The organism is Streptomyces sp. HUAS 31, assembly GCF_028198125.1.
GTDB classification, from domain to species: domain Bacteria; phylum Actinomycetota; class Actinomycetes; order Streptomycetales; family Streptomycetaceae; genus Streptomyces; species Streptomyces chartreusis.
The window spans coordinates 7,798,826-7,818,104 of record NZ_CP116353.1 but is presented as its reverse complement, the minus strand read 5'-3'; the positions used below and the strand labels follow the sequence as shown (position 1 = coordinate 7,818,104).

Genomic DNA, 19,279 nt, shown 5'->3' with positions numbered 1-19,279 from the left:
CGGACGCTGCACACGGTGGCCCTGCGCGCGGTCATCAACCCCACCTCCCTGATTCCTCGGCTCCTGATCGAACACAACCACGTGGCAGCATACGCGGCACGGGCCCGGGAGTGTCCCCGAACGGCTCAGGTCTGCTCGGCGAACGCCTCGTACGCGCGGTCGTCGAAGAGGACGAACCGCACCTCCTCGACGGAGGTCGGTGTGTCCCGCACCGTCTCCGTCGCGATCCGCGCCGCGTCGTCCATCGGCCACCGGTACACGCCGGTGGAGATCGCCGGGAAGGCGACCGTGCGGGCGCCCAGCTCGTCGGCCACGCGCAGGGACTCCCGGTAGCAGGAGGCCAGCAGCGCCGAGCGGTCCTCCGAGGCCGACCAGACCGGGCCGACCGTATGGATCACCCAGCCGGCGTCCAGGTCCCCCGCGGTCGTCGCGACCGCCTGTCCCGTGGGCAGGCCCTTGCCGTACCGCGAGGCGCGCAGGTCCCGGCAGGCGTCGAGGATCGCCGGGCCGCCGCGGCGATGGATGGCGCCGTCGACTCCTCCCCCGCCCAGGAGGGAGGAGTTCGCGGCGTTGACGATCGCGTCGGCCGTCTCGCGTGTGATGTCGCCCTGCACGAGCCTGATGGTGGTCATGACTGCCTCTATAGCAGGGCAGTACCGCCACCGCAGGTTCATCGCCAGGCGACCGGCAGCGAACGCACCCCGTGGACCGTGCTGGTGGAAAGGTCGAGCGAGTCGGGCGGGGCCGTCAGGTGCAGCATCGGGAGCCTGCGGAACAGGGTGGCCAGGCCCAGGCGGAGTTCGACGCGGGCCAGTGACTGGCCGAGGCACTGGTGCGGCCCGTGCCCGAAGGCCAGGTGGCCGGACGCGTCGCGGTGCACGTCGAGGTCGTCGGGGCCGGTGTACCGCGCCGGGTCGCGGTTCGCGGACTGCAACGCCACCACCACGCCCTCCCCCGCCCGGATGCGGACCCCGGACAGCTCCACGTCCGCCGTGGCGATCCGGCGGATCCCGGAGTGGATGACGGTCAGATGGCGCAGGAGTTCCTCCACCGCCCCGGGCCACAGGGACTCGTCGGCGCGCAGCGCGTCCAGTTGGGCCGGGTTGTGCAGCAGGGCGATCACGGCCAGCGGGAACATGTTAGCCGTGGTCTCGTGGCCGGCCAGCAGGAGCAGGGAGACCATGCCGGTTGCCTCGTCGAGTGTGGCCTCGCCGGTCGCCACGCGCTCCGTGGCCAGCCGGGAGATCAGGTCGTCGGCGGGGTCCTGTGCCCGCCGTTCGATCAGGGCGCGCAGATAGCCGTAGAGCGCGGTGCGGGCGTTCATCGCCTCGGCCGGATCGCCGGCGACGCTGGTGAGGGCGTTGGACTTCTCGCGGAAGAAGCCGTGGTCCTCGTAGGGCACGCCGAGCAGTTCGCAGATGGCGAGGGTGGGCAGCGGCAGCGCGTACGACGCCACCAGGTCCGCCTCGGTCGTGCCGGCCGGTGTCATCGCGTCCAGCAGGTCGTCGCAGATCCGCTGGATGGCGCCCTCCATCTGCTCGATCCGCCGGAAGGTGAAGTCGGGGATCAGCATGCGGCGCAGCCGGGTGTGGTCCGGCGGGTCCATCTGGTGGAAGAGGCCGGGGGCCTGGGGCGGGGCTCCGGGGCGGGTGTGGGGGAAGTCGGGGTGGCCGGCGTCCGCGCTGAAGCGGGGGTCCGCGAGGACGGTGCGGGCGTCCTCGTGACGGGTGATCAGCCAAGGGCTGTTGTCGCCCCAGATCGTCACCCGGCTGATCGGCTCCTCGGACTGCCACTTGGCGTATTCGGGGGCCGGGTCGAGCAGGGGGCGGCTCGTGGGGAGGGGCGGGTGGGTCGTCATTTCTCGGTTCCTTCGGTGTGCGGGTCCGCGAGGGCGAGGAGCAGGGACTTGACCTCCGTGGCCGCGTAGGATTTCCGCGCCCGGTCCGGCCGCGAGCACAGCAGGACGGGGCCGTCGGCGGGGTCGGCGGGCAGCCGGCCGTGGCTGCCGCGGACGCCGGACGGGTCCAGCGGCACCGTCTTGAGTCGGTAACGGAAGCCGAGCTTCTTGCGGGCGACCTGGCCGACGGCGCGCAGCTTCACCGCGGGGACCGTCTCGTCGTAGAGCAGCTCGGCGGGGTCGTAGCCGGGCTTGCGGTGGATCTCGACCTGGCGGGCGAAGTCGGGGGCGCGGTCGTCGTCGAGCCAGTAGTAGTACGTGAACCAGGCGTCGGGGTCGGCGAGGGCGACGAGTTCGCCGGAGCGCTCGTGGTCCAGGCCGTGCGCCGCCTTGCCCTCGGCGTCCAGCACCCGTTCCACGCCGTCCAGTTCGTCGACTAGCTTGGCGACCGTCTCGGTGTCCGCCCGGTCACGGACGTACACGTGGGCGATCTGGTGGTCGGCGACCGCGAAGGCACGGGAGGTCCACGGGTCGAGGTACTCCATGCCGTCCTGCGTGTACACCTCCAGCAGGCCGGCCCGGCGCAGGGCACGGTTGATGTCGACGGGGCGGGAGGCGGGCGTGATGCCGTACTCGCTGAGCGCCACTACGGTCGCGCCCTCGCGCAGGAAGTGGTCGAGCAACGGGCGCAGGGCCTCGTCGAGCCGGCGGGCCGCCTCGATCGTCGCGTCCGAGTCCGGGCCGGAGCGCTGGGGCTCGTAGTCCATCTGCGGGATGTAGACGAGGGTGAGGTCGGGGCGCTTCTCGTCGAAGATCTGACGGGCCGCGGCGAGGATCCACTGGGTGGACGGCATGCCGGCGTTGGGGCCCCAGTAGGTGAACAGGGGGAACGGGCCGAGCCGGTCGGTGAGTTCGTCGTGCAGGGCGGGCGGCCAGGTGTAGCAGTCGGGCTCCTTGCGGCCGTCGGAGTAGTAGACGGGGCGCGGGGTGACCGTCCAGTCGACGTCGGCGCCCATCGCGTACCACCAGCAGATGTTGGCGACCTTGTAGTCGGGATTCGACTTCCGGGCCGTCTCCCAGATCTTCTCGCCGCCGACGAGGGCGTTGTGCTGGCGCCACAGCATGACTTCGCCGAGGTCGCGGAAGTACCAGCCGTTGGCCACCGCGCCGTGGGTGGAGGGGGGTTCGCCGGTGAGGAGGGTGGACTGGACGGTGCAGGTCACGGCGGGCAGCACGGTGTCGAGCCGGGCCCGGAAGCCGCGTTCGCCGAGGGCGGTGACCGACGGCATGTGCTTCAGGAGCTTCGGGGTCAGGCCGACGATGTCGAGTACGACCACACGGTTCATGACGGGTCCTCCTTGAGGCCGAGGCCGGTGAGCCGGTCGCGGGCCCAGGCGAGTTCGGCGGCGATGCCGCCGGGCAGGTCGGCGGGCGGTTCGGGCAGGACGGACCAGGTGTAGGTCTCGACCTCGATGTGTGCGCAGTCGGCGGAAGGGCCGCCCAGCAGTCCGGCGAGGACCTGGTCGAGCTGGGCGGAGGTCGTACGCAGCGGCGGTTCGGGCCGGGTGTGCAGCGGGGCGTGGAAGTGGACGCGCCAGGGCCCGCCGGCGTCGGGGAGGCCGCCGTCGAGGGCGTCCGGCAGATCGTCCACGCCGAGGACGTCGCCGTCGGCCGGCGTGCGGGTCTGGTGCAGGAACCGGGGTTCGGCGAGCCGGTGCAGGGCAGCGCGGGCGTCGGGGTCGGCGGGGCGGGCGGCCTCCACGGCGCAGGAAGCCTGGAGCTTGACGACGGGAAGGTCGGCCTCCGCGAGCCGGTGCAGCGCGGCGGCCGGGTCCTCGAACTGGACGGCGAGATGGCAGGCGTCGAGGCAGACACCGAGCCGGTCGGGGTCCAGTCCGCCCAGTTCGCGTACCGCCTGGGTGGTGGTCTCGACGACGCATCCGGGTTCCGGTTCGAAGCCGACGCGGATACGGCGGCCCGTCCTCGACTCCATTGCGGCGAGTCCGGTGGTGAGGCGGTCCAGCGCCCGGCGGGCCTCCTCGGCGCGGTCGCGGGGCCACGGGGTGCGCCAGGCGAGGGGCAGGGTGGAGACGCTGCCCTGCTGGACGTCGTCGGGGAGGAGGGCGGCGAGGACGCGGGCGCAGTCGAGCGTGTACTTCAGGCGGGCCTCGTCGGCCCAGTCGGGCAGGTACACGTCCTTCTTGACGACCTCACGGTGGAAGCCGGCGTACGGGAAGGCGTTGAGGGTGACCGTCTCCAGGCCGCGCGCCCGCAGCTCGCTCTTGAGCCGCCCCAACGCGCCTGCGTCATCGGCGAGTTCACCGACGACGCCGCGGGCCAGCCACAGCCCGATGCCGAGCCGCCCGGCCCCGAGCCGCTCACGGACGGGCTCGGCGTGGTCGGCGAGCTGGGCGATCACGCCGTCCAGGTCCTCCGCCTGGTGGACGTTGCTGCAGTAGCCGAGGTGGACGGTGCTGCCGTCCGGGTGCAGAAAGCGCATCGGATCTCACGCTCCCCCGCGGCGTATGGAGTTGCCCTCGAAGGTGGCCGTCTCGTCGGGCTTGGGTTCCTCCAGCTCCAGCCGTCCGCTCTGCCCGTAGAAGGCGACGGGGTTGCGCCACAGCACCTTGTCGACATCTTCCTCGTCGAACCCGGCGGCGAGCATGGCGTCGGCGGTCCTCCGTGTCTTCAGCGGATCCGAACGCCCCCAGTCGGCGGCCGAGTTGACGAGCACCCGGTCGGTGCCGTGCTTCTTGAGGATCTCGACCATCCGGTCCTCGCTCATCTTGGTCCTCGGGTAGATCGAGAACCCGGCCCAGCAGCCGCTGTCGAGGACCATGCCGACGGTGAGCTCGTTGAGGTGGTCGAGGACGACGAATTCGGGGGCGATGCCCGACTCCCGTACGACGTCCAGGGTGCGGCGCGTCCCGGCGGCCTTGTCGCGGTGCGGGGTGTGCACGAGGGCGGGCAGCTCGTGCTCGACGGCGAGCCGGAGCTGGCGGGCGAGCACCTCGTCCTCCTCCGGCGTCATCGAGTCGTAGCCGATCTCACCGACGGCGACGACCCGGTCCTTGGCGAGATAGCGGTCGAGTTCGTCGAGGACCGGGAGGCAGCGGGGGTCGTTCGCCTCCTTCGGGTTGAGCGCGATGGTGCAGAAGTGCTGGATGCCGAACTGGGCGGCCCGGTGCGGCTCCCAGCCCAGGAGCCCGTCGAAGTAGTCGTAGAAGCTCTCGGGCGAGGTCCGGGGCTGGCCCAGCCAGAAGGCGGGCTCGACGACGGCACGCACCCCGGCCGCGTACATCGCCTCGTAGTCGTCGGTCGTCCGGGAGGTCATGTGGATGTGGGGATCGAAGATGCGCACGGTCAGTCCTCTTCCTTGAGTACGTCCGCTTCGGTGAACGCGTCCTTGAGCGCGGGCCCGGCCACGGCGTCGACGACGTCCGGGTGAGCGCGCAGGAGGGGCCGGACGTCCTGGGGCACGTCCCGTCCGGCGACGATCCGCTCGTGCGCGAAGTCGGCGAGCATCCGGGCCAGTTCGCGATCGGCGCGGGCGTCGAGGCCGCTGACCCGGGCGAGCGGGATCTCGCAGAACACGCACTTCAGTACGGCCTGGCGGTACTCGGCGTCCGGGAGGTGCGCGGCGGCGTACGGGCCGAGCGCGGCCTCGATCAGGGTGGTGTCGTTGCCCCGCAGGGCCTCCCGGACCAGGGGCAGCGCGAGGTCGCCCAGGTCGAGCAGCGGCAGGGCCCGAAGGACCGCACGCTGTTCGGCAGGGTCGCCGTGCCGATGGAGCCGGGTGACCTCGTCGGCGAGCGCCCGCCCGCGCAGGGGCAGCGCGGTGAGCAGTACGGCCCGGGCGGCCTCGTCGACGGTCCAGTACGAGGTGAGGCGACCGCGCCCGCAGCGCCGCCGGACGGCCGGGAACAGACGCCGCACGGCGCCCGGTTCGGCGGCCACTTCGGCGGCACCGCCGTCGAGCCAGGCGCGGGCGGCGGGGTCCAGTACACCGGCGAGGGCGGGGCGGGGATCGGGTGGGGGCGAGGGTGAGGCGTTCGTTACGGCCATGGGGGGACAACTTCCTTCTAATGGGGAGGAGTTGAGCCGTGATGCGGGTGATCGGAACCGAGAGGGAGATCCGAGCCGGAACCGATGTGGGACCTGACGCGGACGAGGTCGAGGGCCCGACCCGGGGCCGGCGGTGGTGCGGCTAGAGATCGGCGGCGGCGCGTTCGGCGGCGCGCAGGAACTCGATCGAGCGGCGGGCGACCTCGGGCGCGTCGAGCGAGCCGCCCTGGATCTCCACGGAGACCAGTCCGCGACGGTCGAGGTCGCGCAGCGCGGCCAGCACGGCCGGGAAGTCGATCTCCCCGGAGCCGAACTCCAGATGCCGATGGACCCCGCGCCGCATGTCCTCGATCTGCACGTTGCGCAGCAGGGGCGCGGCCAGGCGGACGCACTCCAGCAGTGGCCACTCCTCCACGCAGTGCGCGTGGCCGATGTCCAGGGTGACCCCGAACAACGGGTGGCCACCGACGAGTCGGGCCAGCCGCAGACATCGCTCGACGGTGTCGACGAACATGTAGGGCTCCGGCTCGAAGGCCAGCGCCACCCCGTGCTTCTCGGCGCTCTCCAGCACCACCCCGACGCCTTCCGCGAGCCGCTTGAAGGCGTCCTCCTCCGGCAGCCCCTCCGGTGCCGGGCCGCTGCACAGGTGCACGGTGGGCGAACCGAGGTCGGCGGCGACGCGCAGGGCGCGGCGCAGCAGGTCGATCCTGGGCTCGGAGCCGTCCGACATCAGCGTGGGCAGGTGCTTGCCCCAGGGGTCGAGGAAGAAGGGCGCGCCGGTCTCCACGGTCACGTCCAGCCGGAGCCGGTCGAGCTGCCGGGCGAGCGCGGTGACGCGGCGCGGCAGGTCGTCGGCGTACGGGTCGAGGTGGTTGTGGTCCAGGGTGAGCGCGACACCGTCATAGCCGAGGTCGGCGAGGACGACGAGGACGTCGGCCAGCCTGTGGTGCGTGAAGCCGTTGGTGCCGTAGCCGAACTTGAGGGGCGTGGGGGGAGGTCTCATGCTTGCCGGTTCCTCACACGGAGGTGGGTGGGTCTCAGGTGGGGGATATACGCCGTGCCAGCCGTCGCGCGAGGGGATGGACGACGCCGAGGGCAGCGGCGACACGGGGCGAGCCGCCCCGCGCGATCAACGCGGCCTGAAGAGGCATCAGCCCGAGGATCCCGGCCCCGACGGCCCGCCGCACGTTGCCGGCCGAGGGCTCCCGCACGGCCCGGACCTGCGCGGCCCCGTACGCCCCGAGATAGGCGAGGGCGGCACCGGCGGTGACGGCAGCGGGCAACGTTCCGGCGGAGGTGGTGCGCGACCATCCGGAGACGGCGGCACGAAGCCCTTCGGAAACCGGCGCACCAAGCCTTTCAGAGGCGGCGGCACGAAGCACTTCGGAGGGGACGGCGCAGAGTTCTCTGAGGCGCGCGGCAGCACCAACGCCCTTCAGGGGCGCGGGGAACTGCGCGACCGGCCGAGACGGTGCCGCAGACGACGGACGCCCCTGCGCGGCACTCCCGGAGTCGGACCGTGCGACAGGAACGGCCGCGGCAAGCGCCGTCACCGCCGACACGGCCAGGGTCGCCGCCGGAACCCGGACCGGCGCACCGCCGATCTCGTGCCGGCTGAGAGCCATCAGCGTGCCCGTGTGCGCACCGACCAACGCGGCGGGCACGGCGGCACGGCGGAGCGCGACACCTGCCGGCTGCGCACCGACCCCCGGCACGACCGCCCCGGCCAGAACATCCAGCACCCGAGCCCCCGCCATCGCGAAGCCACCCGCCGCCGTGGACTTCAGCTTCAGGTCGTACGCCCAGACCAGCCCGGCCAGCGGAAGCGCGGCACAGACGCTGCGGCGGCCACCCGCGACCGCCGCGAGACCCAGCCCCGCCGCGGTCAGCCCGCCGGCCACGGCGAGAGCGGCGCGGCGCGGGACGCGCCCGGACGGCACCGGCCGATCGGGGCGTTCGACGCCGTCGACGGCCGCGTCGGCGTAGTCGTTGAGGGCCATGCCGGCCCAGTACAGACAGACGGAGGAACCGATCACTCCGAAGGTACGGGCACTCAGCGGCCGTCCGGCGGCGACCGCTCCCGCGATCACGTCACCGGGGACACTCAGCGCGGCCGGCGCTCTGACGAGCAGGGCGAGGTCGGCGAGGCGCACGGCAGACCGGGATCGACAGCGGGCAACCGCTTTCCGATCTTTCATGGCCGCACCCTACTCGCGGCCGTTGAGCATTCAGCTACCTACCCCCCGGTAAGCGGAGTGACAAAGAAGACACAGGTTTTCCTTACCCTGTGGCCTCAACTACCGGTAAAAGTAGGTCGTTTGAGCGGCGTCAGGGCTCCTGCCGCAGCCGCCGCCACACCGCCTTGGCCGCGTTGTGCCCCGACATGCCGTGCACGCCCGGTCCGGGCGGCGTCGCCGACGAGCAGATGAAGACCGCCGGGTGCGGGGTGCTGTACGGGAACAGCGAAAGCTTGGGCCGCAGCAGGAGCTGGAGTCCGGACGCGGCGCCGGAGCCGATGTCGCCGCCGACGTAGTTGGCGTTGCGGACGGCGAGTTCGGCGGGGCCGGCCGTCGCGCGGGCGAGGACACGGTCGCGGAACCCCGGGGCGAAGCGCTCCAGTTGGCGCTCGATGGCGTCCGTGAGGTCGCCTGTCCAGCCGTTCGGGACGTGTCCGTACGCCCAGAAGACCTGCTTGCCCTCGGGGGCGCGGGAGGGGTCGACGACACCGGGCTGCACGGTGATCATGAACGGCTTGTCGGGTGCCCGGCCCTGCCGGGACGCGGCGCGCAGTGCGGCGTCGATCTCCGCGCTGTTCCCGCCGATCTGCACGGTGCCGGCGCGGCGCGCTTCGGGCGCGGTCCACGGCACCGGGCCGTCCAGCGCGTAGTCGATCTTGAAGACGCCGGGGCCGTAGCGATAGCCCTCGTAGTAGTTGCCGAGGCCGGCGATGCGGGCCAGGGCGGTGGGCGAGGTGTCGAAGACGTACGCGCGCGCTGGCGGCAGGTCGTCGAGCCGCTTGACCTCGTAGTCGGTGTGGACGCTGCCGCCGAGGTCCTCCAGGTACGCGGTGAGCGCGTCGGAGATGGACTGGGAGCCGCCGCGGGCCAGGGGCCAGCCGCGGGCGTGCGCGGCGAGGGCGAAGACCAGGCCGATGGCGCCGGTGGCGAAGCCGCCGAGAGGGGCCATGACGTGCGCGACGAGACCGGCGAAGAGGGTCTTGGCCTGCTCGTCCTTGAAGCGCCGCATCAGCCAGGTGGACGGCGGCAGCCCGACCAGGCCGAACCGGGCGAGGGTGACCGGGTCGCGGGGCAGCGCCGTCAGCGGCAGGGACATGAAGTCGCGGGCCAGGGTGTCCCACTTGGGCAGGAACGGTTCGACGAGCCTGCGGTACGGTCCCGCGTCGCGCGGGCCGAACGAGGCGGCGGTCTCGGCGACGGACCGGGACAGCACGGCGGCGGTGCCGTCGGTGAAGGGGTGCGCCATCGGCAGGCCGGGGTGCAGCCACTCCAGGCCGTAGCGGTCCAGGGGCATGGTCCGGAACACGGGTGAGTTGATGCCGAGGGGGTGCGCGGCGGAGCACGGGTCGTGGCGGAAGCCGGGGAGGGTCAGCTCCTCCGTACGGGCGCCCCCGCCGACGGTGTCGCGTGCCTCGAACACGGCCACGGAGAAGCCCCGGCGGGCCAGCTCCACGGCAGCGGTCAGTCCGTTCGGCCCCGCACCCACCACGACCGCATCGAGCATCGACGGCACCTTCGGACTCCTTCGTCAGCCGACGGCCTTGAAGGATCAGGATATGCCGGGGGACTGACGCGTCGCCCAAGAGCTCGGGTCTGCCGGTCTGATCGCGACCGCGGGTCGGTGGGGGCTTGTCGCGCTCACGCGGCGGAGCCGCACATCGGCAGAGCCCCGCGCCCCTAGGGGCCGGCGCGGTCCCGGTCGGTCGTCACGCCCCGCCGGCCAGCAGCCCCGCCACCCGGCGGGCCGTCCCGGCGTCCCGCGCCGCCGTGAAGGGCAGTGCGTTGCCGCCGGTGATCCGGAACGGCTCGCCCGTGCGGGTCGGGTGGGCGCCGCCCGCCTCCTCGACCAGCAGGATGCCCGCGGCGTGGTCCCAGGCGGCCTCCCAGCTGAACGCGACTCCGTCCAACTCGCCCCGTGCGACGGCCAGATACTCCAGGCCCGCCGATCCGCAGGAGCGCGGCGCGACGCCGTCGGTCCACAGACCGAGCAGACCGCGCTTTTGGTCATCGGTCGTGTAGTCCGGGTGGGACGTGGCGATTTCGAGGTCCCGGCCGGGTTCCGGCGCGCCGGACCACAGCCGTACGCCGTCGAGGTGGGCGCCCTGGCCCCGCACCGCCGTGGCGAGTTGGTCGCGGGCCGGGGCGTAGGTCCAGGAGGCGAGCAGGACGCCGTGCCGGGCGAGCGCGACCAACGTGCAGAAGCCGGTGTCGCCGTTCACGAACTGGCGGGTGCCGTCGACGGGGTCGATGATCCAGACCGGCGCGTCGCCGCGTATCGCCTCGTACGACGCCGGGTCGGCGTGCACGGCCTCCTCGCCTACCACGACCGAGCCGGGCAGGAGCGAGCTCAGGGCTCCGGTGAGGTACCGCTCGGCGAGCCGGTCGGCGTCGGTGACCAGGTCGTGCGGTCCGCTCTTCTGGTCGATCTCGTGCTCGGCCAGCTGCCGGAAGCGGGGCATGATCTCGGCCGCGGCCGCCTTGCGGACCGCCTCCTCCACGTCGGCCGAGTGCTGTGCGAGAAACTCTTCGATGGTTTCGTTGTATTCGATCACGCGTCAATAAGAACACGACCCTCTGACAATCCCTGCCCGCCGGGTGACCGGCAGATGGCATCGACGTGAACATGAGGGGCCGATATCAGCAGGTCAGAAGCCTGAGACCGGTGTTCTCCTCAGCGTCCGACCGCGTATCCCTGCATCCCGCGCGGATTCGCCGCGGCCGACAGGACGCCGGTCTGCGGGTCCCGTGCCACCGCGCACAGCCGGCCCTCCGACCAGGCGTCACCGACGGTCACGTCATGACCGCGTTGCCGCAGCTCCTCCACCACCGCGGCGTCCGTCCGGGACTCCACGGTCACGCTCCCGGGCCGCATCCCGCGCGGGAAGAAGGAGCCGGGGAAGCTGTCGTTGTGCCAGTTCGGGGCGTCGATCGCGCCCTGGAGGTCGAGACCGCCGCGGACCTGGCCGCGCAGGGCGACCGCGAGGAGGAAGTGCAGCTGCCACTGGTCCTGCTGGTCCCCGCCGGGCGTGCCGAAGGCCATGACGGGCACGCCGTCGCGCAGGGCGATCGAGGGCGTGAGGGTGGTGCGGGGCCGCCGGCCGGGCGTCAGGGAGTTCGGCAGGCCCTCCTCCAGCCAGGTCATCTGGAGCCGGGTGCCGAGCGGGAAGCCCAGCTCGGGCACGACCGGGTTGGACTGGAGCCAGCCGCCGCTGGGGGTCGCCGCGATCATGTTGCCCCAGCGGTCGACGACGTCGATGTGGCAGGTGTCTCCCCGGGTCCCGCCGTCGGCGGCGACATCGGGCTCGCCCGGCACCGGGGACGTGGGGCTCTTGGCGACGGTCGGCTCCCCGGCGCCCGGCGCGACCGAGCCGGGCCGGGCGGCGGCCGCCACGCGCGCGTGGGCGCACAGTCGCGGGTCACGCCCGCCGGGGCTGCCGGGCCGCAGCTCGTGCGAGGCCTTCTCACCGATCAGCTCCCGCCGGGCGGCGTTGTACTCGTCCGACAGCAGGTCGGTCAGCGGCACCTCGGCCGCGTCGCCGTACCAGGCCTCCCGGTCGGCCATGGCCAGCTTGCAGCCCTCGATCAGCAGGTGGACGTAGTCGGCGGACCCGTACCGCGGCAGCTCGGGCGGGAGCAGCGCGAGCTGCTGGAGGAGGACGGGGCCCTGGCTCCAGGGGCCGGCCTTGCACACGGTCCAGCCGTTCCAGTCGTACGTCGCCGGCGCCTCGTAGGTCGCGGACCAGCCGGCGAGGTCGGCGGCCGTGAGCGTGCCGGAGTGCCGCTCACCGCTGGTGTCCATGGTCGGGCGGCCGGCCTGCCGTACGAGGGCCTCGGCGATGAAGCCGGAGCGCCACACCGCGCGCGCGGCCTCGATCTGGGCGATGCGGTCGCCGGCGTCCGCGACCTCGTCGAGCAGACGCTTCCAGGTGGCGGCGAGGGCGGGGTTGCGGAACGGCTCCCCGGGGCGGGGCGCCCGGCCGCCCGGCAGATACACCTCGGCCGACGAGGTCCACTCCGTCTCGAACAGCTCCCGCACGGTCTCCACGGTCTCGCCGACCCGCTCCACGGGCGCGTGCCCGTGCTCGGCGTACTCGACGGCGTACCGCAGCACCTCCGCGAGCGGCTGGGTCCCGTGGTCCCGCAGCAGCAGCATCCAGGCGTCGAAGGCGCCGGGCACGGCGGCGGCCAGCGGCCCGGTCCCCGGCACCAGCTCCAGTCCGAGTTCCCGGTAGTGCGCGACGGTGGCCCCGGCCGGCGCCGGCCCCTGCCCGCACAGCACCCGTACCTCGCCGCCCGCCGGGGCGAGAAGGATCGGCACCTCGCCGGCCGGGCCGTTCAGGTGCGGCTCGACCACGTGCAGCACGAACGCGCCCGCCACGGCGGCGTCGTACGCGTTGCCCCCGCGCTCCAGCACGGCCATCGCGGACTGCGAGGCGAGCCAGTGCGTGGAGGACACCATGCCGAAGGTGCCCTGAAGGGTGGGACGGGTGGTGAACATCGGGTCTCTCACCTCGCTGTCGCGCGGATCGGTCCTTCCGATCTTCAGGCACTCACTGTTCGGGCTTCAACCTTTTGGCGTCCGCGGCCCGCCGGGGCGGTGTGAAGGTGTAGAGGTCGAGCACGTCGGGGCAGGGCGCGACGCCGGGGCCGCCGGCCCGGACCCAGGTGATGATGTCCTCGGTGGCGTCGGGGTCGTTGACGAGGCCGAGCCAGACGGGGCGGGCGCCGGCCGCGCGGGCGGCGGCGGACGGCTGGACGACGATCACGTTGGCGTGTTCGCACACGTCGAGGCAGTCGGAGACGCGCACGGGCACATTGTCGGCGAGGCGCGCGGTCTGCTGCGCGTGGTCGACCCCGGTCACCTTCGGGGTGCCGCAGCAGCAGTCCCGGCAGACGACGACACGGCAGGGCGCGGGCGCGGCGGTGGGTGCCGGGGGTTCGGTGGGCGCGGGACGGGAGGGGAGCACGGGCCTGCCTCGGGTGTCGGGGCTCGTACGCGGAGCCTGGCCTACGGACGTCCTCCCCGCCCGGGGGCGCGGAGGTGCCAGCAGGTCTTCGGACTCGGGTTCGTCCGGTCGGGGCGCCTTCCCGGTCTCCCAGTGGCGCGTGCCCCGCCCGTCCCCCTCACCGCTGCGCGTCAGTTCCGGATTCGCACCGGATTCCCTGGCCTCGGATGTGGCTCGACTGGCCCGCCGAGGCTATCAACTCCTCGTGCCGCTCAACTCGTGCGCCCGGTCACGGGGTACGGCACGAAGGTGCTGGTGTTCTCGTCGATGCGCAGGGTCCGCCCGAGGGGCGGCGTGGCCCGCTGCGGGCAGTCGAGGCGTTCGCACACGCGGCAGCCCATGCCGATCGGGGTGGCGGCCAAGGGGCTGGTGAGGTCGAGGCCGTCGGAGTAGACGAGGCGGTGGGCGTGCCGGATCTCGCAGCCGAGGCCGATGGCGTACGTCTTGCCGGGCTCGCCCCAGCCGCCGCGGTGCCGGGTGACCGCGCGGGCGGCCCACAAGTACCTTTGCCCGTCCGGCATTTCGGCGACCTGTACATGGATCCGGCCGGGCGCGGCGAACGCCTCGTAGACGTTCCACAGCGGGCAGGTGCCGCCGCCCCGGGAGAAGTGGAACCCGGTCGCGGACTGCCGCTTGGACATGTTGCCGGCCCGGTCGACCCGCACGAAGGAGAAGGGCACTCCGCGCAGGCGCGGGCGCTGGAGGGTGCTGAGCCGGTGGCAGACGGTCTCGTAGCCGAGGCCGTGGCGGTCGGTGAGCCGCTCGATGTCGTAGCGGACCTCCTCGGCCGCCGCGTGGAAGGCGGTGTACGGCAACACCAGTGCGGCGGCGAAGTAGTTGGCGACGCCGATGCGGGCCAGGGTGTGGGCGGGCGAGCCGGCCGGGAAGTCCTCGGCGGCGTGCCGGTCCAGTTCGCCGGCGTGCTCCAGCAGCGCGAGCTGGGTCGCCATGCGGAAGGCCCGCTGGCCGGGGCGCAGTCGGGTCGACAGGTGGAGGGTGCGGGTCGACGCGTCGTAGTGGTGGAGCCGGTCGCCGGAGCCGGTGGGCGGGCGGTTCCCCCGGGCCTCGGCCTCTCGGACGGCGTGGGTGTCGGCGAGGCGGATCCCGTGGGCGTCGGCCAGGCGGGCGGTCAGGGCCCGGAGGACCTCGCCGGGCCGGATGCCGATCCGCTCGGCGAGCTGCTCGGCCGCGAGGTCGGTGTCGTGGAGGTAGTTCCGGCGGCGGTAGAAGAAGTCGCGGATCTCCTCGTGCGGCGAGCGGGGTGCCGCGTCGGCGGTGTCGCGGCCGTCGGGCCCCGCGAGCCGCTCGGACAGCAGTTGGTTGCGGCGGCCCAGATCGAGCAGGACCTGCGCGACCGCGGGCATGCGCGAGGCCAGTTCGGCGAGGTCGGTCGGGGAGACCCGGGCGGCGGCGATCTCGCCGGTGAGCGCCTCGCGCAGGTCGGCCACGAGCCGGGCGGTGTCGCGCTCGGAGAAGAAGCCCGGGTCGACACCGAACGTCTCGGTGAGCCGGAGCAGCACGGGCACGGTGAGCGGGCGTGAGTCGTGCTCCATCTGGTTCAGATAGCTCGGGGAGATGCCCAGGGCGCGGGCGAGTTCCGCCTGGCTCATCCGGCGTTCCTCGCGCAGCCGCCGCAGCCGCGCACCCGCGTACGTCTTGCTCACCGCGCACCTCCAGGTCCGGGACGCAACCCGGTCAGCGTACGCGAACGCCCGCCTCATGAACCCTTCGCAAGCTTGGCGAACGACGGCGAGAAGATTCGCAGAACTTGGCAGACGTCCACCATTGTTGGCACTCAGTGCCAGTGCCAGAGTCTTCGTGCGGCCCGCCGAAACTCATTGGGGCCAGCAACATTGCTCTGCTTCGCCCTCCGGGCGACGGCGAGTCGCACCCCCTTCACGACACACAGTGCCGGCCAATATCGCGATCGGTACGGGCTTGGCAGACACAACAGACCGAGGAGACGGTGACAGTCATGGCACAGGCGAGGACGCAGGCGGCCGAGGCACTCGCGCGGCGCTGGGCCAACGACCCGCGCTGGCAGGGCATCGAGCGCACCTACACCGCCGAGGACGTCGTACGGCTGTCCGGCAGCGTCCGTGAGGAGCACACCCTGGCCCGGCGCGGTGCCGAGCGGCTGTGGCGCCAACTGCACGAGCGGGACTACGTCCACGCGCTCGGCGCGCTCACCGGCGGCCAGGCCGTGCAGCAGGTCAGGGCCGGCCTTCAGGCGATCTATCTGTCGGGCTGGCAGGTCGCCGCGGACGCCAATCAGTCCGGGCACACCTACCCCGACCAGAGCCTGTACCCGGTCAACTCCGTTCCCCAGGTGGTCCGTCGGATCAACAACGCCCTGCTGCGCGCCGACCAGATCGCCGTCTCGGAGGACGCCGGTGACCGCACGGACTGGCTCGCGCCGATCGTCGCCGACGCCGAGGCCGGGTTCGGCGGCCCGCTGAACGCCTTCGAGCTGACCAAGGCGATGATCGCGGCCGGCGCGGCCGGCATCCACTACGAGGACCAGCTCGCCTCGGAGAAGAAGTGCGGCCACCTCGGCGGCAAGGTCCTGGTGCCGACCTCGCAGCACATCCGCACCCTCAACGCGGCCCGGCTCGCAGCCGACATCGCCGATGTGCCGACCGTCGTCATCGCCCGCACCGACGCCCTCGCCGCGAACCTGCTCACCAGCGACGTGGACGAGCGCGACGCCGAGTTCGTGACCGGCGAGCGCACGGCCGAGGGCTTCCACCGGGTGCGGGGCGGCATGGCGCCGGTCATCGCACGCGGGCTCGCCTACGCCCCGTACGCCGACCTGATCTGGGTGGAGACCGGTACGCCGGACCTCGCGCAGGCGCGGGAGTTCGCGGAGGCCGTGCACGCCGAGTACCCGGATCGGATGCTCGCCTACAACTGCTCGCCGTCCTTCAACTGGAAGGCCGCGCTGGACGACGACCGGATCGCCAAGTTCCAGCGGGAGCTGGGGGCCATGGGGTACCGGTTCCAGTTCATCACGCTGGCCGGGTTCCACTCGCTGAACCACGGGATGTTCGACCTCGCGCGGGGTTACGCCGAGCACGGGATGACGGCGTACGTCGACCTTCAGGAGCGGGAGTTCGCGGCGCAGGCGCAGGGATTCACGGCCGTGAGGCATCAGCGGGAAGTCGGTACGGGGTACTTCGACCTTGTGTCCACGGCCGTCAACCCCGCCTCCTCCACCACCGCGCTGGCCGGCTCCACGGAGGAAGAGCAGTTCCATTAGGCCGGTTCGTCGGCTGCGGGTGTGCGGGGGCTGGTCGCGCAGTTCCCCGCGCCCCCAAGAACAGGACGTCTCGCCGCCCTTTGTCAGGAGAAACCGTTGTCCACCACCGCCCTGACCCATCACGTCCGTGTGCTCGGCGCTCCGGGCCGTCGCCACGACGAGATCCTCACCCCCGCCGCCCTGGATTTCCTGGGCCACCTCGCCGCCGCCTTCGGTGAGCGCCGTCAGGACCTGATGCGGGAGCGCCGGCGCCAGGCCCTCCGGCTCGCCGCGGGCACCCCGCTCGACTTCCCCATGGTCACCTCCGCCGTCCGCGCCGATCCCACCTGGCGTGTCGCACCGCCCGCCCCGGGGCTGGCCGACCGGCGCGTGGAGATCACCGGACCGCCCGATCGCCGTACGGCGTCCGACGCGCTCGACTCCGGTGCCCAGGTGTGGGTGGCCGACTTCGAGGACGCCACCTCCCCGACCTGGGACAACGTCATCGACGGGCAGATCGCCCTGCTCGACGTCGAGGATCGGCACACCACCCTCGTGGTCCGCCCCCGCGGCTGGCACCTGGACGAGGAGCACCTCGCGTACGACGGGCGCCCCGTGCCCGCTGCCCTCGTCGATTTCGGGCTGTACTTCTTCCACTGCGCCCGGCGCCGGATCGACGCGGGCCACGGACCGTACTTCTGTCTGCCGAAGCTGGAGAACCGGTACGAGGCCCGGCTGTGGAACGACGTGTTCGTCCTCGCCCAGGAGTTGCTCGGCATCCCGCGCGGCACCGTCCGTGCCACCGTGCTCATCGAGACGGTGACCGCCGCGTTCGAGATGGAGGAGATCCTCTACGAGCTGCGCGAGCACAGCTCGGGGCTCGGCGCGGGCCGCTGGGACTACCTGTTCAGCCTGATCAAGACGTTCGGTCACCGCACCGACTTCCTTCTCCCCGACCGGGCGAAGGTGACGATGACCGCCCCCTTCATGCGGGCGTACACGGAACTGCTGGTGCGCACCTGCCATCGGCGCGGTGCCCATGCCATCGGCGCCATGGCCGCGCAGGTGCCCGGCGAGTACCCGGCCGCGCTCGCCAAGGTCCGGCTGGACAAGGAACGGGAGGCGGAGGACGGCTTCGACGGGTCGTGGGTGGCCCACCCGGGCCTCGTCCCCGTCTGCCGCGAGGTGTTCGACGGTGTCCTCGGCGACCGCCCGCACCAGATCGACCGTACGCGTGACGACGTGGAGGTGACGCCCTCCGACCTGCTGTCCGTGCGCAGGATCAGCGGGCCGCCCACCGCCGACGGCGTGCGCACGAACGTCGCCGTGGCGCTGCGCTGCTTCGCGGCCTGGCTGCGCGGGCAGGGTGCCGTCGCCGTCGGCGGCCTGATGGCGGACGCGGCCACCGCCGAGATCGCCCGGGTGCAGATCTGGCAGTGGCTGCGGCACGGGGTCGTCCACCGGGAGACGGTGCTGGGACTGCTCGACGACGAGCTCGCGGCTCTGGGCGCCGAGTACCCGTGGGCGCCGGTCGACGAGATCCGTGCGCTTTTCGAACGGACGGCGATGGCGGGCGAGTTGCCGCTGTTCTTCACCCCGGACGCCTATTCCCGTCATCTGGTGCGCCGGACGGAGGCCGGGGCATGAGCGGGGGCATCCGGCGCGTCGGTGTGGTCGGCGGCGGGCAGATGGGCGCCGGGATCGCCGAGGTGTGCGCACGGGCCGGGCTCGACACGGTGGTGTGCGAGGTGGACGCGGTCGCGGCGCGGGCCGCCCGGGACCGGGTGACCGCGTCGCTGGACCGCGCGGTACGGCGGGGCAGACTGACGGAGCCGGCCGCGGCCGACGTGCTCGACCGTCTGGTGTTCACCGGCAGCCTGGAGGACCTGGCCGACCGGCAGCTCGTGGTCGAGGCCGTCGTGGAGAACCCGGACGCCAAGACCGAGGTGTTCGCCGCGCTCGACAAGATCGTCGAGGACCCGGCGGCCGTCCTGGCCACCAACACCTCCTCACTGCCGGTCATGCGGCTCGGCATGGCGACCGGCCGCGCGGACCGGGTCTTGGGCCTGCACTTCTTCAACCCCGTTCCGGTGCTGCCGCTGGTGGAGGTCGTGACCTCGCTGCACACCTCGGCCGCGACGACCGCCGCCGTCGAGGAGTTCGCCGCCCGGACGCTCGGCAGGACCGTGATCCGCTCCCGGGACCGGGCCGGCTTCGTCGTCAACGCCCTGCTGATCCCGTACCTGTTGTCGGCGATCCGGATGGCGGAGTCCGGCTTCGCCACCGCCGCCGACATCGACACCGGCATGGAACTCGGCTGCGCCCACCCCATGGGCCCGCTCCGGCTCGCGGACCTGATCGGCCTCGACACCGTCGCCTCGATCGCCGAGTCCCTCTACGACGAGTTCAAGGAACCCCTGTACGCCCGTCCCCCGCTGCTCCTGCGGATGGTCGAGGCGGGGCTGCTGGGCCGCAAGAGCGGGCGGGGGTTCCACACGTACGGCCGGGTAGGCTGACCGGTGCAGCTGGTTCGCCCCGTCCGCCAGGCGGGATGCGTCGTAAGAGGGAACCCGGTGGGAATCCGGGACTGCCCCGCAGCGGTGAGCGGGAACGACCGCCGTCATCAGCACTGAGCCCGACGTACCGGGCCTGGGAAGCGACGGCCAGTAGGAGTCCTCACGAGGTGAGGACGTGCCCGCGAGTCCGAAGACCTGCCAACTGCCCGCGTACGAACCACTCGTGCGCGGACTCCCGGTGACCTCGAGGGCGGGTCGGCGAACATGACCGAGCGGACGGCTCTGCGGCCGTCGCCGTCCGGTCCGTCACCCTTCGCGCT

At 72.7% G+C, this 19,279-nt stretch carries 16 protein-coding genes and 2 riboswitches; of the genes, 3 read left to right on the top strand and 13 right to left on the bottom strand.

The features are described from left to right. Nucleotides 1-125: 125 nt before the first annotated feature. From PGH47_RS34610 to PGH47_RS34550, 13 genes are all read right to left on the bottom strand, one after another. On the bottom strand, nt 126-632 hold the full coding sequence (locus PGH47_RS34610; RefSeq protein WP_271666679.1) for an O-acetyl-ADP-ribose deacetylase: 507 nt from the start codon (nt 630-632) through the stop codon (nt 126-128). A gap of 38 nt (nt 633-670) precedes the next feature. Next, nucleotides 671-1,858, bottom strand: coding sequence for a cytochrome P450 (locus PGH47_RS34605; protein WP_271666678.1), 1,188 nt, complete (start codon nt 1,856-1,858; stop codon nt 671-673). Beyond that, nucleotides 1,855-3,243 (bottom strand): alkaline phosphatase family protein, encoded by a 1,389-nt coding sequence (locus tag PGH47_RS34600; protein WP_271666677.1) that lies wholly within the window; start codon nt 3,241-3,243, stop codon nt 1,855-1,857. The genes PGH47_RS34605 and PGH47_RS34600 overlap by 4 nt, the downstream gene beginning before the upstream one ends. Then, complete coding sequence (eboE, locus tag PGH47_RS34595; RefSeq protein ID WP_271666676.1) at nt 3,240-4,397, bottom strand: metabolite traffic protein EboE; 1,158 nt, start codon at nt 4,395-4,397, stop codon at nt 3,240-3,242. Before eboE ends, PGH47_RS34600 begins: the two co-directional genes overlap by 4 nt. 6 nt (nt 4,398-4,403) lie before the next feature. Further along, nucleotides 4,404-5,258 carry a TatD family hydrolase gene (locus PGH47_RS34590; RefSeq protein WP_271666675.1) on the bottom strand — a complete coding sequence of 285 codons (855 nt, stop codon included), beginning with the start codon at nt 5,256-5,258 and terminating at the stop codon, nt 4,404-4,406. 2 nt (nt 5,259-5,260) lie between these two features. Beyond that, the gene (locus PGH47_RS34585; RefSeq protein WP_271666674.1) at nt 5,261-5,962 is read right to left on the bottom strand and encodes an EboA domain-containing protein; all 702 of its coding nucleotides are present in this window, start codon (nt 5,960-5,962) and stop codon (nt 5,261-5,263) included. A 142-nt stretch (nt 5,963-6,104) separates the two neighbouring features. After that, complete coding sequence (locus tag PGH47_RS34580) at nt 6,105-6,965, bottom strand: sugar phosphate isomerase/epimerase family protein (RefSeq protein WP_271666673.1); 861 nt, start codon at nt 6,963-6,965, stop codon at nt 6,105-6,107. A gap of 34 nt (nt 6,966-6,999) precedes the next feature. Continuing rightward, nucleotides 7,000-8,115, bottom strand: a complete 1,116-nt coding sequence (locus PGH47_RS34575; protein WP_271666672.1) for an SCO3242 family prenyltransferase — start codon at nt 8,113-8,115, stop codon at nt 7,000-7,002. A 175-nt stretch (nt 8,116-8,290) separates the two neighbouring features. Next, nucleotides 8,291-9,703 (bottom strand): phytoene desaturase family protein, encoded by a 1,413-nt coding sequence (locus PGH47_RS34570; protein WP_271668219.1) that lies wholly within the window; start codon nt 9,701-9,703, stop codon nt 8,291-8,293. A 202-nt stretch (nt 9,704-9,905) separates the two neighbouring features. Then, complete coding sequence (locus tag PGH47_RS34565) at nt 9,906-10,751, bottom strand: inositol monophosphatase family protein (protein WP_271666671.1); 846 nt, start codon at nt 10,749-10,751, stop codon at nt 9,906-9,908. A 119-nt stretch (nt 10,752-10,870) separates the two neighbouring features. Continuing rightward, on the bottom strand, nt 10,871-12,697 hold the full coding sequence (locus PGH47_RS34560) for a gamma-glutamyltransferase family protein (protein ID WP_271666670.1): 1,827 nt from the start codon (nt 12,695-12,697) through the stop codon (nt 10,871-10,873). Between the two features lie 52 nt (nt 12,698-12,749). Beyond that, a complete protein-coding gene (locus tag PGH47_RS34555; RefSeq protein ID WP_271666669.1) occupies nt 12,750-13,166 on the bottom strand; it encodes a (2Fe-2S) ferredoxin domain-containing protein in 417 nt (138 codons plus the stop codon). A 62-nt stretch (nt 13,167-13,228) separates the two neighbouring features. Further along, nucleotides 13,229-13,403, bottom strand: a riboswitch (cobalamin riboswitch). A gap of 14 nt (nt 13,404-13,417) precedes the next feature. Then, nucleotides 13,418-14,869 (bottom strand): short-chain fatty acyl-CoA regulator family protein, encoded by a 1,452-nt coding sequence (locus tag PGH47_RS34550; RefSeq protein WP_271666668.1) that lies wholly within the window; start codon nt 14,867-14,869, stop codon nt 13,418-13,420. Between the two features lie 311 nt (nt 14,870-15,180). On the opposite strand from PGH47_RS34550, the gene aceA reads away from it, so the two are divergent. The 3 genes from aceA to PGH47_RS34535 all read left to right on the top strand — a co-directional run bounded on the left by aceA (nt 15,181) and on the right by PGH47_RS34535 (nt 18,959). Further along, nucleotides 15,181-16,464: an isocitrate lyase gene (gene aceA, locus PGH47_RS34545; RefSeq protein ID WP_271666667.1), complete on the top strand. Its 1,284-nt coding sequence runs from the start codon at nt 15,181-15,183 to the stop codon at nt 16,462-16,464. 96 nt (nt 16,465-16,560) lie between these two features. After that, nucleotides 16,561-18,090, top strand: coding sequence for a malate synthase A (gene aceB, locus PGH47_RS34540; protein WP_271666666.1), 1,530 nt, complete (start codon nt 16,561-16,563; stop codon nt 18,088-18,090). After that, the gene (locus PGH47_RS34535) at nt 18,087-18,959 is read left to right on the top strand and encodes a 3-hydroxybutyryl-CoA dehydrogenase (protein ID WP_271666665.1); all 873 of its coding nucleotides are present in this window, start codon (nt 18,087-18,089) and stop codon (nt 18,957-18,959) included. Before aceB ends, PGH47_RS34535 begins: the two co-directional genes overlap by 4 nt. After that, a riboswitch (cobalamin riboswitch) is annotated at nt 18,953-19,176 on the top strand. It overlaps the preceding gene by 7 nt. Nucleotides 19,177-19,279 lie beyond the last annotated feature (103 nt).